The following is a 17552-nucleotide window of genomic DNA, read 5'->3' on the forward strand; positions in this document are numbered from 1 at the left end:
AGGGCATAATTCCGGGCGCAAATTTCGGGAGGAACGATCCTTGACGTTACGACACCAGATCATCGCATTGGCGGTCGTCCCGCTCGTCATCTCGATCCTTGCGATCACCGCCTTCATCACCTGGCAATCGGCAAACCTCGCCAAGAACAGCATCGACACGTTCGAGCAGAACATGCTGAAGACCAAGGAAGCCGAGATCCTCAATCTGACCAATCTTGCCCTCTCCGCCATCCAGACGATCTACGACAAGGCCGGGGCCGACGACGAAGCCGCCAAGCAGCAGGTGGCTGATATCCTGACTTCGCTCGACTATGGCAAGGACGGCTATTTCTTCGTCTATGATTACGACGGCAACAATATCGTCCACCCCCGCCAAAGCTTCCGACATGGGCACAATTGGATCGATCTCACCGACCCGGATGGCGACAAGGTCATTGCCGAACTGATCGCCACCGCAAAGGCCGGCGGCGGCCTGCACCAGTACAAATGGCAGAAACCTTCGACCGGACAGATCGCCGACAAGCTCTCCTTCGTCGTCAGCCTCGACAAATGGCACTGGGTGGTGGGAACCGGCGTTTATCTGGACGACGTCTTCGCCCAGAGTGCGGCCGCCAACAAGGTGATGCGCGCCAATATCAGGCGAACCTTCGTGATCGTCGCGCTGATCGCCGTGCCTTCGGTGCTCGTTGTTTTCACCACCTGCATGCTGCTGACCTTCCACGAGCGCCGCATGGCCGACAGCCGGCTCAAGGAGCTGACGCAGCGAGTGATCGACACCCAGGAAGAAGAGCGCACCCGGCTCGCGCGCGAGCTGCATGACGGCATCTCCCAGACCCTTCTCGGCGTACGTTATGCGATGGATCTCGCCGGCCGCAAGGTCAGGACCAATGTCGACGAGGCGGCGCTGACCATCGAGCGCGGCGTCGAGGCGCTGAACGGCGCGATCAAGGAAATCCGGCTGCTCTCGCATGATCTGCGCCCCCGCGTGCTCGACGATCTCGGCCTGACGGCCGCGCTGGAGGCGCTGTGTCATCACTTTGCCGAACGGACTGGGATCGAGACGAAGATCGACGCCTCGGGCTTCGCCGGCACGCTGAAGGCGGAAGCCAGCACCGCCCTTTATCGCGTCGCCCAGGAGGCCTTCAACAATGTCGAGCGGCACTCGGGTGCCTCGAAGCTCTCGGTCAAGCTCTGGAGCGACGGCGGCCGCGCCCGCATGACCATCTCCGACAACGGCACCGGCTTCGATGGCGCCAGGGATAACGCGCCCGGCGGCTCGGGCCTCGGCCTGCGCAACATGCAGGAGCGGATGGCGCACTTCCGCGGCCTGCTGCTCATCAACAGCAGCGAGGCCGGCACGACACTGACGGCCATGATGCCGAGATCGGCCAATCTGGCCGCCGGTAAGCAGGCGGAAGCCGCATGACGGAACGCCCGAAAATAAGGGTGCTCCTGATCGACAACCATCCGCTGGTGCTGGACGGGCTGAAAGCCGTTCTCGAAACATTCGCTCATATCGAGGTCGCCGGCATCGCCGGGCTGGCGCAGACCGGGCTCGATATCGCCCGGCAGATCCAGCCGCAGGTGGTGCTGATGGACATCAACATGCCGAAGCTCAGCGGCATCGATGCGATCGAACTGTTCCGGAGCGAACTTCCGCAGACCCGGGTCGTGATGCTCTCCATGCATGACAGTCGCGAGTATATCTCCTCTTCGGTCATGCGCGGTGCCGCCGGTTATGTTCTGAAAGACGTTTCCACAGAGGAGATCGTCGCGGCGATCGAAACCGTCGCGGCTGGCGGCACCTATTTCTCCTCCGGCGTCTTCGACGCGCTGATGGGGGAACGGGTGGAGGAGGGGAGCGATCCCTTGACCCCGCGCGAACGCGATATCCTCGGGCTGATCGTTGCAGGCCGGAGCAACCGCGAGATCGCCGAAATGCTCGGGATAAGCGCTGCCACGGCGGAAACCCATCGCAAGAACCTCAAGAAGAAACTTGGCATCGCCACCACCGCAGGCCTCATACGCTATGCGCTCGACCATGGCATCGTCTCGAAAATCGACGCGAATTCGCGCCTACCCACTTCTGGGTAGAGCCCGGTATTTCAGCTCTGCGCCCATCTTGTGGGGATAAAACGGACGCCCTAGGACTCCATTCGCGGCTTGCCAAGTGCCAGCCGTTGGGAGGAATTCACATGCGTTACATCAGCTTCCGATTGGCCGGAAAAGCTCGAGCGACCCGAACCGGGCCTGCTGCCGCCGCCGGCTGACAGACCTGCCTTCCACGCCGACAACTGGAACATGGCGACCGCGATTGCGGCGCCTGAAAGGTACTCCGACATGGAAAAACCACGTAGCAAGGCAGCGCTCTGGCTGCTGATCATCCCGTATATAGGTCTGCTCTGGCCGCCATTTTATAATCTCCGCGAGCCGTCGCTTTTCGGCTTTCCCTTCTTCTACTGGTATCAACTTCTCTGGGTGCCGATCACCGCGACGCTGACCTGGATCGCCTATCGGAGCGTTCGTCATGGCGACTGACATCAACGGCACGGCGCTTGCCGTCTTCATCTTCTTTTTCGCCCTCGTCACCGTCATGGGCTTCGTCGCCAGCCGCTGGCGCAAGCCCGAGACGCTCGCCCACATCGATGAATGGGGCCTCGGCGGACGCAACTTCGGCACCTGGATCACCTGGTTCCTCGTCGGCGGCGATTTCTACACCGCCTATACGGTCATCGCCGTCCCGGCGCTGGTCTATACCGTCGGCGCCTACGGCTTCTTCGCATTGCCCTATACCATCGTCGTCTATCCCTTCGTCTTCATGGTCATGCCGGTCCTGTGGAAACGCGCCAAGGAATTTGGCTATGTGACGGCCGCCGACGTCGTCCACGGCCAATATGGATCGCGCGGTCTTGAACTCGCCGTCGCGGCGACCGGCGTCATCGCCACCATGCCCTACATCGCCCTCCAGCTCGTCGGCATGACGGCGGTCCTGAAGGCGCTCGGGCTGCACGGCGAACTGCCGCTGGCGATCGCCTTCATCGTGCTGGCCCTCTACACCTATTCGGCGGGCCTGCGCGCCCCGGCGCTGATCGCCTTCGTCAAGGACATCATGATCTATATCGTCGTGATCGCGGCCGTCGCACTCATCCCGTCGAAGCTCGGCGGCTACGCCAATGTCTTCGCCTCGGCCGATGCGGCCTTCCAGGCCAAGGGCTCCGACAACCTGCTGCTCGGCGGCAATCAGTATGTCGCCTATGCCACGCTCGCTCTCGGTTCGGCGCTCGCGGCCTTCATGTATCCGCATACGCTGACCGGCATCTTTGCCTCCAACAGCGGCAAGACGATCCGCAAGAATGCGATCATGCTGCCCGCCTATACCCTGCTGCTCGGCCTTCTGGCGCTGCTCGGCTATATGGGCCATGCCGCCAACCTGAAGCTCGACAGTGCCAATGACGTCGTTCCGACCCTGTTCAAGACATTGTTTTCGGGCTGGTTCTCCGGCTTCGCCTTTGCAGCGATCGCGATCGGCGCACTGGTGCCGGCGGCGGTGATGAGCATCGGTGCGGCCAATCTCTTCACCCGCAATTTCTGGAAGGCCTATGTCGACCCCAAGGTCAGCGATGCGGGCGAAGCCAAGGTCGCGAAGGTGACGTCGCTGGTGGTGAAGGTCGGCGCGCTGCTCGTCATCATCTTCCTGCCGACCCAGTTCGCCCTCGACCTGCAGCTGCTCGGCGGCATCTGGATCCTGCAGACGCTTCCGGCCCTGGTCTTCGGCCTCTACACCAACTGGTTCCGTGCACCCGGGCTGCTTGCCGGCTGGTTCGTCGGCTTCTGCGGCGGCACCTACCTGGTCTGGGACGCCGGCTGGAAGCCGCTGCACCTGATCAGCCTCGGTGGTGAACCCTTCACCGTCTATACCGGACTGCTGGCGCTCGCGGCAAACATCGCCGTTGCCGTCGTGGTCAACGCCCTGCTTCCGGCCAAGGTCCCGGCCCGGGCGTAAGATAAAAACACGAAGGGCAGCAAACGCTGCCCTTCGCTACCTTATTTTCAGCAGAACCCTGTGCGGTTTAAAACTCTTCCCAATTGCCGGCCAATGCTGCGTTCCCCTGGGTCGCATTCCCCTGGAACGACTTGCTCACTCTGGCAACCATCTGGCGGGCCGGCGAGGCCACGGGCTGAGCCTGCTGCGCCGCGGGAGCCGGCTGCGATATGCGCCTCGATGCCACCACCCCGCCAATGTTGAACTGGCCCAGGAGCTGGAACAGCGCATCGGCTTCTTTGGCGAGCTTGTGAGCGGCGGCTGTCGCTTCTTCGACCATCGCGGCGTTCTGCTGCGTGCCCTGATCCATCCTGTTGACGGCGGTATTGATTTCTTTCAGCCCGGTCGCTTGCTCCTGCGAGGCGCCGACGATGGCGCCGACATTGCCGTCGACCTGCTGCACCTGTACCGCAATCTCCTGCAGGGCCTTTCCGGTTTCGCCAACCAAGGCGACGCCGTTTTTCACATGGCCGTTCGAAGCGTTGATCAGTTCCTTGATTTCCTTTGCCGCCTTGGCGGAACGCTGCGCCAGTTCGCGCACTTCCTGGGCGACGACGGCAAAACCCTTGCCGGCTTCACCGGCGCGGGCGGCCTCGACGCCGGCATTCAGCGCCAGCAGGTTGGTCTGGAAGGCGATCTCGTCGATGACGCCGATGATGCTGCCGATTTCGGTGGCGGAGGACTCGATCTTGCCCATGGCATCGACCGCGTCGCGGACGACGCTGCCCGAGCGTTCCGCATTGTCCTTGGTCTTACGCACGAGCTGGCCTGCTTCCTGAGCCCTGTTGCTGGAGTCGGCGACAGTGATCGTGATCTCTTCCAGGGCAGCGGCGGTCTCCTCGACGGAGGCGGCCTGCTGCTCGGTCCGCTTGGCGAGATCGTCCGAAGCCGAGCGGATCTCCTGTGCGCCGGCGGCGATGGCGCTGGCGTTCTCGGCAACCTTCTGCATGGCGGCACGCAGCTTTTCGACCGCGGAATTGAAGTCGGCCCTGAGTTTTTCCAGGGACGGGATGAACGGCGTGCCGATCTGCTGCGTGAGATCGCCATCGGCCAACGCCTGCAATGCACTGCCAAGCTGGCCGACAGCGCGGTCCGTCTCCTCGGCAAGGGTGCGGCGTTCGTCGGCATCCTGTTCGAGCCGATGCCGTTCCGCAACCGCCCGCCTGGCTTCCGCATCAGCTTCCCGCTCCGCCTTTGCCGAAATGGCGTCGCGCAATCCCGCCACGGCGCGGGCAAGCTTGCCGATCTCGTCGCCGCGCGCTTCGAGACGACGGTCGCCATCGAGATTGCCCTCCGCCATCGCTTTCAACGAAAGCTGCAGATTTGCCAGCGGGCCAACGATCGTGCGTGCGGTAATGACCGCCGCCAGGACGGAAAGAAGCGCCGCGATGCCCAGCGCCGTCAGGACGATCGGCTTGAAGCCGCTTGCCGTGCTGCGGACGTCGCCGCCGATCGATTTGTTCAGTGCTTCCTGGTAGTCGATGAATTTGTTGATCGCGCCGAGCCAGGCAACGAAGTCCGGCCGCGCCTGTTCGAGCAGGATCTTGCGGGCAGCCTCGCCGTCACCCTTCTCCTGCAGCGCGATGATCTGTGCGACCAGGGGATTGGTTTTCGCCTGGATGTCGGCGATCTCCTTCAGGATGGACTTCTCCTGGTCCGTCGCGCCGGCCGGCGATGCGACCATATCGGCCATGCGCTTTTCGTTCTCGGCATAGGAAGCCGCGAGCTTTTCGATCAACGCCTCGGCCGCCTTGCGCTCATCGGCAGAGGTCACCAGGGTTACATCGCGAATGGCAATCGCCCGGTCGTGCACGCTGCCGCGAAAATTGATGGCGAACCGCTGCTTGACACTGTTGACGTCGTTGATCGTTTCGAGATTGCTGTTGATCTCCGCGACCTTAACCGTCGAATAGATGCTCAGGCCGGCCATCAGCAAGATCAGGAAGCTGAAGCCAAGGGCGAGACGCACCGCGACCCCGAAATTCTGAATGCTCTTCATTACCACTCTCCGTCGTATGGGAGGTTTTGTTACAGGTGTCTGGACTGCCGGGATCGTTCGTCGCATCTCGTTCAAATGTGGGCCCCGTTGTCCCGAGCACCCGATAGGCACCCGCACGCGGAAGCGACGCCATTCGCATAGCGCCGCACGTGTCAGCTGAGCGCAGCCAGCGCATCAAAGGTGCGAGGCGCCTGCGTCGCGGTAACACAATGTCGATTTCATACGCGATTCGGATGCCCGGCCCGCCGTCATGGCGTAGGTGACGATTCCTGGGAACGTCGCTCCGATAGCTTAAAACTAAAGTTATATATTTTAGAGAATGTAAACGACGACGAGAGGGCATCGTTCTGTTGCGCATTTCGTATATTTCATCGGTATTTCTGCGCAAAACGTCTGATTTTCGTACGCGAAAGAATATTTGAAGTTGCTACATGGAAAGATGCGTATCGACTGTTGCATAAGAGAGTGCCGAATGTTTGCGGACGCGCGAGCCAATGTGATCGAGGTATCTTCTGGCGGATTGGTCTTCGACCGACAAGCTGGAGGGTGGCGCGCTGTATGTCGCGGACGCCAACCTCTACCTCGCCAGGAATGCCGGCCGTAACCGCAGCGTGACGACGGCGTAACGCTTGGTGCCCACCGGCTGCTCCGCCTGATGTCAGGCGACACGCGGAGGATATTCGTTGGCAGCGAACACGTGATGATGCACTTTGCCGGTGAAAAGCTTCAATAGCTCGCCGGTGACCTCGCGGCTCTGAAACCGCACATCGGAGAGAAGTGCTGCGTTCACGGCCTCCATGTGAGGATACCGAATGGCCAGAGCCATGGCATAGACCGGAGCGCCTTCGTCGCGTTCGACCCCGTCCAGCACCCGGATTTCTTCGGCTCCGGGAAATTTCGTCCACAAAGGAACAAGGCGCTGTCTCACAAAGTCGCGAAATTCCTCTTCCCGGCCGGGATGGATTTCGCCTTCAAACAAAGCGTAACGAATGATCATAGGTTCTCTTTTCCAAAACTCGAGGGAGCTGGACCGATGTCGGGTGACTGAGGGAGGGAGGGCGTATCGGTCGATACGCCCTCGGGAGGGCTTATTTGGCCCAGATCTTCTTGTATTGATCGCGATAGCCGTTATCGGGATCGAAGCTGTTCTTCGGTCCGCCGTCGAATTCGACGTTCGCGCTGGTCACGACGTGCAGCGGCGACACATAGCCCGACCACGGGGCGCCGGCGAAAGCGCGGTTCAGCTCGTCGACGAGTTGCCAGCCCTGCAGGTTGAGCGGCTCGGCGACGGTGACGGCCTGGAACTGCTTGGCGCGGATACGCTGATAGGCGCTCTCCGAACCGTCGCCGGCGGCGACATTCACCGGCTTGCCGTCACCGGCAATACCGGCCGAGGCAAGGGACGGTCCCATGAAATCGTAATAGAGGTCGTTGATCGCCAGCGAGTGCGTCCACTTGGCACCGTATTTCTGCAGCAGCGACGTGGTCAGCTGCGGCATGCGCTGGGAGGTTTCGGCGATCGGCGTGTCGACATATTCAAGCACGGTGCCGCCGAGATCCTCGATCTCTTTCTTCATGCGGTCGGCCTTGGCAATTGCAATTGCATAGGTGGAGTCGGTGAAGATGATGACACCCGGCTTGCCGCCGGCATCGGCGAAGGCCCAGTCCGCCGCGGCCTTCGAGACTTCCATCGCATCGGTGGTCACATTGGCGAACACGCCGACCTCCGGAACAGGACCGACGGCAGAGGCGGCGTGCCACGAAACCATCGGAATGCCGGCCGCCTTGGCCGCCTCCATCGCCGGCTTTTGCTCGACGGCGTCGAAGCCGTTGATGATGATGCCGTCGGGCTTCAGCGCCATGGCCTGGCCGAAGGCCGCCGTCCGTCCGCCGATCGAGCCCGCGCCGTCGAGCGCCTTCACCGTCCAGCCCAAGGCGCCCGCCGCCTCCTCAACACCGTTGACCACGCCGAGGATGCCGCCATTCTTCATATCGGCGGCAAGAATGACGATGTTCTTGCCGCTCGCACCTTTCGGGCCGCTCGTCGGGCCATCCCATGCGCTCACCTTGGACGCATACTTCTCGACCACGGCCTTGGCGTCAGCCATCGAATCGGCCATTGCCGGCACGCTGAGCATCAGGGCGACGGTTGCGACCGTTGCCTGCATTAAAGTCCTGCGCTTCATGTTCACTCCTCCATTTTGTTTGTTCTGTAACACCGGCTGAGCCGGCATCCTCATTTTGATGCGGGTGTGATCCTCCTCACAGCTCCGCGCTTGCGCTGGGCGTAACCTGCTATGCCGATGGCAATCAGCAGGGTTACGCCGTTGAACAGCGGTTCGACGAAGAACGACCCGCCGAATTGCTGAATTCCCGATATGCCGACCGCCAGGATGATGACGCCGATCAGGGTGCCCCAGACGTTCACCCGCCCCGGCTTGATCGTCGTCGATCCGAGGAATGCGCCGACAAGCGCCGGCAGCAGATATTCGAGACCGACGCTCGCCTGGCCGATCCGCAGCTTCGAGGCGAGAAGGACACCGGTCAGAGCCGCCAGCAGACCCGAGGTGATGAAGGCGCCCATCACGAATTTGCGGACCGGAATGCCATTGAGGGCCGCGGCCTTGGGATTGGCGCCGATGGCGTAGAGATAGCGGCCGATCGGCAGATATTCGAGAACGATCCACATGCAGATGGCGATCAAGAGCACATAAAAACCGGTGATCGGCAAGCCGAACAGCATGGTGCCGTTCAGCGCATAGAAACCTTCCGGCAACACGCCGACCACCTGCCGCCCGCCGGTGTGCCAAAGGGCAAGCGCGTAGAGAACCGTTCCGGTGCCGAGCGTGGCGATGAAACTGTCGATCTTGGCGACTTCAACGAGCAGGCCGTTGATGAAGCCGGTGAGGACGCCGAGGGCAAGCACGATGACGACCGCGACCGGCCAGGGCAGGCCGTAGACCGTCTGCAGGCTGATGGCGAGAATATGCCAGAGCACGATGCCGTAACCGACGGTCAGGTCGATGCGGCCCGATGCCATCGGGATCATCGCGGCGAGCGACAGCAGCGCGATGATCGCCTTGTCGGAGACGATCGAGCGGACGTTCAGCACGGTCGGGAAGGTATCGGGCAGGAGGATCGAGAAGAGCACGATCAGGCCGACAGTCAGGATCACCAGCCCGTAAACCGGGATCAGGCGTCCGATCTTCTGGCCGGTAGACAGGCCGGCCATTTCACTCTTGGTCGGCTCCAGCGCGGTGGATTCAATGGATTGCATGGCTGTTCTCCCGATGGCTCAAGCCGCTTCCGAGGCGGAGGCGGCGGTGATGACCGCCTCCGTCGTCAGAGCGCTTCCACTCAGTTCGCGGACGATTTTGCCGCGCGAGAAAACCAGCGCGCGGTGGCAGATATGGGCGATTTCCTCGAAATCCGTCGAGACCACGACGACCGCGAGACCGGCCTCCAGTGCCTGGGTGATCAGGCGGTAGATCTCGGCGCGCGCGCCGATGTCGACGCCGGCGGTCGGGTCTTCGGCAATCAGCAGCTTGCGGCCGGTCGCCAGCCAGCGGCCGACGACGACTTTCTGCTGGTTGCCGCCCGACAGCGCTTCCGCCGGCAGATCCGGGTCGTTCGGCCTGAGGCCGACGGAATGGCCGATCGCATGGGCGAGATCGGCTTCGCCGCGCGGCGACAGGAAGGAGAAAAGCCCGCGGCCGACGGCGCCCGGATTGAGATAAGTGTTTTCCCGAATGGAAAGCGACAGCGCAACCGATTCCTCCGTCCGGTCACGGGCGATCAGACCGATGCCCGACGCCATGGCCTGTCGTGGGCTGGAAAGATCCGGCGCCTGGTCATGCAGCAGAACCGAGCCGTTGAAGGGCTCGCAACCGAACAGCGCCCGGCCGATCCGCTCCTGGCCGGCGCCGCGCAGTCCGGCCAGGCCCAGCAGCTCGCCCTGACGGATATCAAAGGAGATCGGGCTCGTGCCGGCGCAGACGAGGTCGAGGACCTTGACGATCGCCTTGCCGGGCTTGATTTCGGTCTTCGAAAAGAGGCTGTCGCCGCTGCGGCCGATGATCATCGTCACCAGTTCGTCGGGGGTGGTCTCGCTGACCGGCTTCTGTCCCACCATGCATCCGTCGCGCAGCACGGCGACGCGATCGGCGATGCGGAAAATCTCGTCCAGCCTGTGGGAGACGTAGATCATGCCGACGCCGCGCTCCTTCAGCGGGCGGATCGCATTGAACAGCCGATCGACTTCGTCGGCGGGAAGGCTCGCCGTCGGCTCGTCGAGCACCAGAACATCGGCTTCGACGGCAAGCGCCCGGGCAATGGCGACGAGCGATTTTTCGGTGCGCGACAGGGCCGAGACCCGCGTGGTCGGATCGAAGTCGCAGCCGACCAGTTTTAGCGCTTCCTTGGCCCGCGCCTGCGTTCTTCCCCAGTCGATCAGGCCGCTGCGCATCGAGAAGCCCTGCGACAGGCCCATATTCTCTCCGACCGTCATCCACTCGATCAGACCGAGATCCTGGTGGATGAAGGCGACCGGCTGCCGCTCGTTCGGTTTCGGCGGGCGATGATGGTAACTCTGGCCGCGAAAGAGGATGTCGCCGTTATCGGGCCTGTAGATGCCGGCAAGCGTCTTGATCAGCGTCGATTTGCCGGCGCCGTTTTCGCCCAGCAGTGCAAGGATCTCGCCCTCGCGCAGATCGATCGATACGTCACGCAGCGCCTGCGTGCCGCCGAAGCTTTTGCTGATCGATTGGAACTCCAGCAGTCTCTTGGCTTCCACTGTGGCTCCTCCCAAAGCTGCAGCTGTCCTTACGAAAAGATGTTATCGATAACATTCCGCAGTAGTCAAGCGGAAAGTGATAGTCCTCAACCCGCGAGATGACGTCAGCCAGCGCGAAATCCGTCGAGGAGTTGCATCATCTCGGCAGAGTCCTTCGGCCCAAGGCCGGCGGCGCAAAGCAGGCGGTGAATCTCCACCACCGTACCCGTCATCGGCAGCGGCGTCTTGGTCTTCAGCGCAAAGGCCTGAAGCGAATCCAGATCCTTCAGCATATTGTCGATCCTGCCCGTCGGCGAGAAATCCCGGGCAGCGAATTTCGCCATGAACTCCTGCAATATCCGGCTGTCTGCCCGCCCACCGGCAAGCGCCTCCGGAATTGCGGCCGGATCGACGCCGCCGGCTTCCGCGAGCTTGACGGCTTCGGCGACCGCCTGGAACAGCACGGCGCAGAACAGCTGATTGATCAGCTTCGTGGTCTGCCCGGCGCCGGAGGCGCCCATCAGTGTATAATTGGCGGCAAGATGCCGCATCACCACGCGCGCCCGCTCGAAATCCTCGGGGCTGCCACCGGCCATGATCGTCAATTTGCCGCCGAGCGCGCCGGGCACGCCGCCCGACAGCGGACAATCCACCCATGCCATGCCGGTTTCTGCACGCAGCCGCTTCGCCATGTCGGCCGTCTCGGCGGGGTCGATGGAGGACATGTCGATCAACAGCTTGTCGGCGATCGCCGCCGCCGCAACCCCCTTCTCACCGAAGACGACGGCGCGCACGATGCTGGCGTGATTGAGGCTGAGAATGCAGAATTCCGACGCCGAGACGGCACTCGCCACGGAGCTCGCCGCGTGAGCGCCCTTTGCCGTCAATGCTGCAACCTTTTCGGCATCGAGATCGAAGACCGATACTTTGTGGCCGGTTTCGATCAGCCGCGTGACGATCGCCGTTCCCATGATGCCGGCGCCGATGACGGCGACATCTGCTCTATAATCATTCTGCATCAAAACCTCCCTTGATGGCTACGCCTTTCAGCCCCTCACAAGCCAGCGCCACAATATCATCCAAAGCCATATCGATCGCCACCGTCACGACACCGGCTTCACCGGTCGGCGGCTCCAGCGTCTGCAACTGGCTGTCGAGCAGAGACGCCGGCATGAAGTGGCCCTGACGGGCCTGCATCCGTGATAGCATCAGCTCGCGCGAGCCCTCCAGGAAAACAAAGGCCAGGCGACCGCCCGCCGCCTGCCTCAGCCGATCTCGATAGCTGCGCTTCAGCGCCGAGCACGAAATCACCAACCCCTGCGACGCCCTTTGCGCGATCTTTATTTCCACGCCGATCTGGTCGAGCCAGGGTAGGCGGTCGGTGTCGGTGAGCGGTATGCCCTGAGCCATCTTCTCGACATTTGCCGCGGGGTGGAGTTGGTCGCCCTCGACAAACCGCATGCCGTTTCGAGCGGCGATGCCCGCCCCAACCGACGATTTGCCGCAACCGCTCACACCCATGACCACGACGGCCAGAGGCAGCGCTTCTTTCTCGATCTCCATCATCGCGTCTCTGTCAGAGGCAGGTCGTGATGCCGCCATCGACATACAGCGTATGGCCGTTGATGAAAGACGAACCGCGGCCCGAGAGGAAAACGGCCGCACCCACCAGTTCCTCGACATTGCCCCAGCGTCCGGCCGGCGTCCGCTTCTCCAGCCAGGACGAGAATTCGGGATTGTCGACGAGCGCCTGGTTGAGCGGCGTCTTGAAATAACCCGGCGCGATCGCATTGATCTGCAGACCGTGCTTGGCCCAGTCGGCGCACATGCCGCGCGTCAGGTTACGCACCGCGCCCTTGGTCGCCGTATAGGGGGCGATGCCCGGACGGGCCAGTTCGCTCTGGACGGACGCGATGTTGATGATCTTGCCTTGACCGCGGGCAATCATGGCCTTGGCGGCTGCCTGGCCGACGTAAAACACGCTCGAAATATTGGTGGTCAGAAGCAGTTCCCATTTGTCCGCCGGAAAGTCTTCCAGCGGCGTGCGAAACTGCATACCGGCATTGTTGATCAGGATGTCGAGCGGGCCGATATCGGCCTCGATCGCATCAATGCCTTGTTTGGCGGCGTCCTTGCTGGTCACATCGAAGATGGCCGCATGGGCCGACAGGCCTTGAGCCTTGAGGCTCTCGACGGCCCGTTTGACGCTCTCGGGCGTGCGGCCGTTGATGACGACCTCGGCACCATGCTGCGCCAGGCCCTCGGCCAGCGCATAACCGATCCCCTGGCTCGAGCCGGTGATGAGGGCAAGCCGTCCGGTCAGATCAAACAGGTTCTTCATGCAAGTAACTCCTCCGGTGTCGCTGCGAATGACGGCTTATACCGCCACTTCAGGTGAAACTCACTTGACATCGCTTTTCCGGATTATATGTTATCGATAACATTATCAACTGCCAAATGCGGGACGGAGACGGAATGTCTGAGGTAGAGATCTTGATGACCGGAGCCTACCCGGAATGGGATATGGCCGATCTGGAGGCGAAGTATCGCGTTCACCGCCTGTGGGAAGCGGCAGACCGGCAGGAACTGATCGCAAGGGTCGGCAGGGATATTCGCGCTGTCGCGACGCGCGGTGAACTCGGCGCGTCCGCCGAGCTGATGAAGCAATTGCCGAAGCTGGAGATCGTGTCCTGCTACGGCGTCGGAACCGATGCCATCGACCTCTCCTATGCCCGCACCAACAGCATTCGCGTCACCAATACACCAGACGTGCTGACCGAGGATGTCGCCGATATCGCCATCGGACTATTGCTTGCCACGGCGCGGCAGATTCCACAGGCCGACGTTTTCGTCCGCGCCGGCCAGTGGGGCAATGTCGCCATGCCGCTGGTGACGCGGGTCTCGGGCAAGAAGGTAGGGCTTGCCGGCATGGGGCGGATCGGCAAGGCGATCGCCAGGCGGACAGCCGCTTTTGGCTGCGACATCGCCTATTTCGCCCGCAATGAGCACAAGGATGTCGGCTATGCCTACCAGCCGGACCTGGTTGCACTTGCCGATTGGGCCGATTTCCTGATCGTCATCGTCCCCGGCGGGCAGGCGACGATGAAGATCATCAATGCCGAAGTGCTGAAAGCCCTCGGTCCCAAGGGCATGTTGATCAATGTCTCGCGCGGGACGACGGTCGACGAAGAGGCGCTGATCGCGGCCCTGCAGAACGGCACCATCCAGGCCGCAGGCCTCGACGTTTTCCTCAATGAACCGAAGATCGATGCGCGTTTCCTGACGCTTCAAAACGTGGTGTTGCAGCCCCATCATGGCTCCGGTACCGTCGAGACCCGCAAAGCCATGGGTCAGTTGGTCAGAGACAATCTCGCCGCGCATTTTGCCGGCGCAGCACTTCCAACTCCCGTCGTGTGAGGGTTTCGATATGAAAGCCATCGTTATTCATGCTGCCAAGGATCTCAGGATTGAGGAGCGCGAGCCGGAGGTTGCGGAAGAGGGGCAGGTGGAAATCGCCATCGAAGCCGGCGGCATTTGCGGTTCCGACCTGCATTATTACAATCATGGTGGCTTCGGCACCGTTCGCCTGCGCGAGCCGATGATCCTCGGCCACGAAATCGCCGGCACGGTCAAGGCGCTGGGTGCCGGTGTGAGCGATCTTGCGGTCGGAAACCGCGTTGCGGTGTCTCCGAGCCGGCCGTGCAATCATTGCCAATATTGCCTGAGGGGACAGCAGAACCACTGTCTCAACATGAGGTTTTACGGCAGCGCCATGCCGATGCCGCATATTCAGGGCGGCTTTCGCCAGCGCCTGGTGGCGGAGCGCTGGCAATGCCACAAGGTCGCCGACGGCATCTCCATTCACGAGGCCGCCTTCGCCGAACCCTTTGCCGTAACGCTGCATGCTGCCAGCCGCGCCGGATCGCTGCTGGGAAAACGGGTTCTCGTCACCGGTTGCGGCCCGATCGGCATGCTGGCGATTATTGCCGCGCGCGTTCTCGGCGCCCGCGAAATCGTCGCGACCGATGTGACCGACAGCGTTCTGGCGATCGCCCGCACCAGCGGCGCGGATCGAACGATCAATGTTGCGACGCATGCCGCCGACCTCGCTGCTTACGGCGCCGACAAGGGATATTTCGAGGTCATGTTCGAAGCATCAGGCAATGAGCGCGCGGTGCGCGCCGGCCTGGAGGCGCTGAAGCCCCGCGCCGTTCTCGTGCAGCTCGGCCTCGGCGGCGATGTCTCCATCCCGCAGAACATGATCGTCGCCAAGGAACTCGAGATGCGCGGGACATTCCGTTTTCACGAGGAATTTGCGCTTGCCGTCGAGCTGATCAACGCGCGGCGCGTCGATCTGAAACCGCTGCTAACAGGGGTTTTTGCCATCGAAGAGGCCGTCGCCGCCTTTGAATTGGCAAGCGATCGCAGCAAGTCGATGAAAGTCCAGATCGCCTTCTGACAAGGCGCCGATTATCGGGCGCCGCGCTCCGTGCTTTCGCGCAGGACGACCCTGTAGCCGGTCAATGTGATCTCGTCACCGGTCGCCTCGCCGCCCGCTTGCATGGCATCCAGGAGCTTGGCCGCGGCCTGGCGGCCAATGCCGTAACAGTCGACATTGATCGTGGTGATGCTGGGATGACAGATTGACGAGATCTCGTAGTCGCCGAAGCCGGCAATGGCGATATCTTCAGGCACGCGCATTCCCCTGCGCTTGCATTCCATGATCGCGCCGAAGGCGGACAAGTCGGAGACGCAGAGAACCACTTCCGTGTCCGGCCAGCGTTCCAGGAGGCTCACCACTGCCTGGCCGCCCTGTTCCATCGTGATCGGCGGCACGCCGAAGGAAATCGCCCGCCCCGGTCCCAAGCCCAGTTCTTCAACAGTCTTCAGGAAACCGCTTCGCCGCTGGCTCCCGCGGGTATCGCGCGCCGTCGTACCGCCGATATAGCCAAACCGCCGATAGCCCTGGCTCGCAAGCGCCCGCACCAGTAGGGACATCGCCTCGCTGTTGGAAAAGCCGACGACATGATTGATCGGCTCTTCCGGAATTTCCCAGGTTTCGACCACCGGAATGCCGGCCTTATCAAGCATGCGCCGCGCCCGGTCGGTATGCGAACCACCTGTCAGGATGATGCCTTCGGGGCGCCGGCGCAGCATCGCTTCGATCAGCTTTTCCTCTTTTTCGGCGGAATAATCGGTATAGCCGAGAAGAAGCTGAAGGCCGGTATTTTCCAAGGCATCGGTGATGCCGCGTGCGGTGTCGGAAAAATTCGAATTGTTGATGGAGGGCACCAGCGCCGCGATGAAGCCGCTGCGCCGAGACGAAAGGCTGCCGGCGGAGAGATCGAGCACATAGCCGAGCGCATCGACGGCCTCCATGATGCGCTTCCGGGTCTCTTCGGAAACGCTCGCATCCTGGCGAAAGGCGCGCGAAACGGTCATGGCCGATACGCCGACATATTTGGCGACTTCGGCCATCGTCAGCTTTTGGGCGTCTACTCCCTTGAGACGCCTGCCTTTCGACTCATCCTCGTCTTTCACCGGCTCCGCTTTCAAACAGCTTCCTAGTTGGGCACTTCAGAACACGATAAAGTTATCGCTATCATCGCACAATCAATATTATTGCAGGACTGCTGCGTTCCACAGTTCGCCGATCTCTGTACGAAGGTCGAAAAACAAGGCAGGATGATATCGATAACAATCTGAAGTGAGGACATCATGTTCGGAGAAATCGAGGGTACGGGGTTCGAAGTGCTGGACCCACGCTTTGAAAGCTGTTTCGTCGGCCATGCCCGCGTCGAGCGGCTTTGGACGGGCGGTCGCTGGCTGGAAGGACCGGCCTGGTTTGCCGCCGGGCGTTATCTGGTCTTCTCGGATATCCCCAACGATCGCATGATGCGCTACGACGATACCAGCGGGCAGACGTCAGTCTTCCGCTCGCCCAGCAATAATTCCAACGGCAACGCGGTCGACACTCAGGGACGGCTAATCACCTGCGAGCATCTGGCGCGCCGTGTCACGCGAACGGATTTCGACGGCGGGATTACCGTGCTGGCCGATCGCATCGCCGGCAAACGGCTCAATTCGCCCAACGACGTCACCGTCAAATCCGATGGAACCATCTGGTTCACCGACCCGAGCTACGGCATCCTCCACGATTATGAGGGCGATTACGGCGAGGAGGAAATCGGCGGGTGCCATGTCTACCGGCATGATCCGGCAACAGGTACAACCGATCGGGTGGCGTCCGATTTTATCAAGCCGAACGGGCTGGCTTTCTCCCCCGACGAAACGGTGCTTTATATCGCCGATACCGGGGCATCGCACCTATCCGGCGGTCCGCGCCATATCAGAAAGCTTGCCGTGTCCGATGACGGAAAGCTGAGCGACCGCGGCATTTTTGCCGAATGCACCGCGGGCTTTTTCGATGGTTTTCGCGTCGACCGGAAGGGAAGGATCTGGACGAGCGCCGGCGACGGTGTGCACTGTTATGATCCGGATGGCACACTGATCGGCAAGATCCACATTCCTGAAGTCGTCTCCAATGTCGCTTTCGGCGGCGACAAACTGAACCGCCTCTTCATCACCGCAACAACCTCGCTCTACGCTGTCTATCTCACAGCCAACGGGTCAAGACTGGGACAGTGCGCATCGTCCCGTTCTGCTCGATAACAGAACCAGCCCACGACCTGATAAATGCACACAAACTCATACCATAAGCTGATTTCTATGCATTGCTT

The 17552-nt window shown here is 61.7% G+C and carries 16 protein-coding genes; 7 read left to right on the forward strand and 9 right to left on the reverse strand.

Annotated elements, in window-relative coordinates:
• Positions 1–40: 40 nt before the first annotated feature.
• The 4 genes from GGI60_RS21285 (at position 41) to mctP (ending at position 4003) form a co-directional block, all read left to right on the forward strand.
• The gene (locus GGI60_RS21285; protein ID WP_183918413.1) at positions 41–1426 is read left to right on the forward strand and encodes a cache domain-containing protein; all 1386 of its coding nucleotides are present in this window, start codon (positions 41–43) and stop codon (positions 1424–1426) included.
• The gene (locus GGI60_RS21290; RefSeq protein ID WP_183918412.1) at positions 1423–2094 is read left to right on the forward strand and encodes a response regulator; all 672 of its coding nucleotides are present in this window, start codon (positions 1423–1425) and stop codon (positions 2092–2094) included. The genes GGI60_RS21285 and GGI60_RS21290 overlap by 4 nt, the downstream gene beginning before the upstream one ends.
• Positions 2095–2340: 246 nt before the next feature.
• Complete coding sequence (locus GGI60_RS21295; RefSeq protein WP_183918411.1) at positions 2341–2538, forward strand: DUF3311 domain-containing protein; 198 nt, start codon at positions 2341–2343, stop codon at positions 2536–2538.
• Positions 2528–4003, forward strand: coding sequence for a sodium:solute symporter family monocarboxylate transporter (gene mctP / locus GGI60_RS21300; protein WP_183918410.1), 1476 nt, complete (start codon positions 2528–2530; stop codon positions 4001–4003). The genes GGI60_RS21295 and mctP overlap by 11 nt, the downstream gene beginning before the upstream one ends.
• Before the next feature lie 67 nt (positions 4004–4070).
• Here the strand turns inward: mctP and GGI60_RS21305 are convergent, their stop codons facing one another.
• From GGI60_RS21305 to GGI60_RS21340, 8 genes are all read right to left on the reverse strand, one after another.
• Positions 4071–6041: a methyl-accepting chemotaxis protein gene (locus GGI60_RS21305; protein ID WP_183918409.1), complete on the reverse strand. Its 1971-nt coding sequence runs from the start codon at positions 6039–6041 to the stop codon at positions 4071–4073.
• Between the two features lie 658 nt (positions 6042–6699).
• Positions 6700–7038, reverse strand: a complete 339-nt coding sequence (locus tag GGI60_RS21310; RefSeq protein ID WP_097580874.1) for a hypothetical protein — start codon at positions 7036–7038, stop codon at positions 6700–6702.
• 91 nt (positions 7039–7129) lie between these two features.
• Positions 7130–8227 carry a substrate-binding domain-containing protein gene (locus GGI60_RS21315; protein ID WP_183918408.1) on the reverse strand — a complete coding sequence of 366 codons (1098 nt, stop codon included), beginning with the start codon at positions 8225–8227 and terminating at the stop codon, positions 7130–7132.
• Between the two features lie 50 nt (positions 8228–8277).
• Positions 8278–9318 carry an ABC transporter permease gene (locus GGI60_RS21320; protein ID WP_097606077.1) on the reverse strand — a complete coding sequence of 347 codons (1041 nt, stop codon included), beginning with the start codon at positions 9316–9318 and terminating at the stop codon, positions 8278–8280.
• 18 nt (positions 9319–9336) lie between these two features.
• Positions 9337–10833: a sugar ABC transporter ATP-binding protein gene (locus GGI60_RS21325; protein ID WP_183918407.1), complete on the reverse strand. Its 1497-nt coding sequence runs from the start codon at positions 10831–10833 to the stop codon at positions 9337–9339.
• Between the two features lie 104 nt (positions 10834–10937).
• Complete coding sequence (locus GGI60_RS21330) at positions 10938–11831, reverse strand: NAD(P)-dependent oxidoreductase (RefSeq protein ID WP_183918406.1); 894 nt, start codon at positions 11829–11831, stop codon at positions 10938–10940.
• The gene (locus GGI60_RS21335; protein ID WP_183918563.1) at positions 11821–12375 is read right to left on the reverse strand and encodes a gluconokinase; all 555 of its coding nucleotides are present in this window, start codon (positions 12373–12375) and stop codon (positions 11821–11823) included. The genes GGI60_RS21330 and GGI60_RS21335 overlap by 11 nt, the downstream gene beginning before the upstream one ends.
• A gap of 13 nt (positions 12376–12388) precedes the next feature.
• Positions 12389–13153, reverse strand: a complete 765-nt coding sequence (locus GGI60_RS21340; RefSeq protein WP_011427770.1) for an SDR family oxidoreductase — start codon at positions 13151–13153, stop codon at positions 12389–12391.
• A gap of 134 nt (positions 13154–13287) precedes the next feature.
• On the opposite strand from GGI60_RS21340, the gene GGI60_RS21345 reads away from it, so the two are divergent.
• Positions 13288–14229, forward strand: coding sequence for a 2-hydroxyacid dehydrogenase (locus tag GGI60_RS21345; protein ID WP_183918405.1), 942 nt, complete (start codon positions 13288–13290; stop codon positions 14227–14229).
• A gap of 10 nt (positions 14230–14239) precedes the next feature.
• Complete coding sequence (locus GGI60_RS21350; RefSeq protein ID WP_183918404.1) at positions 14240–15271, forward strand: L-idonate 5-dehydrogenase; 1032 nt, start codon at positions 14240–14242, stop codon at positions 15269–15271.
• An 11-nt stretch (positions 15272–15282) separates the two neighbouring features.
• Here GGI60_RS21350 and GGI60_RS21355 read toward each other — a convergent pair whose 3' ends face one another.
• The gene (locus GGI60_RS21355) at positions 15283–16353 is read right to left on the reverse strand and encodes a LacI family DNA-binding transcriptional regulator (protein WP_183918562.1); all 1071 of its coding nucleotides are present in this window, start codon (positions 16351–16353) and stop codon (positions 15283–15285) included.
• Positions 16354–16530: 177 nt separating this feature from the next.
• On the opposite strand from GGI60_RS21355, the gene GGI60_RS21360 reads away from it, so the two are divergent.
• Positions 16531–17484, forward strand: a complete 954-nt coding sequence (locus GGI60_RS21360) for an SMP-30/gluconolactonase/LRE family protein (protein WP_183918403.1) — start codon at positions 16531–16533, stop codon at positions 17482–17484.
• Positions 17485–17552 lie beyond the last annotated feature (68 nt).

It is taken from the genome of Rhizobium lentis (assembly GCF_014200175.1).
In the GTDB taxonomy this organism is placed as follows: Bacteria; Pseudomonadota; Alphaproteobacteria; order Rhizobiales; family Rhizobiaceae; genus Rhizobium; species Rhizobium mulingense.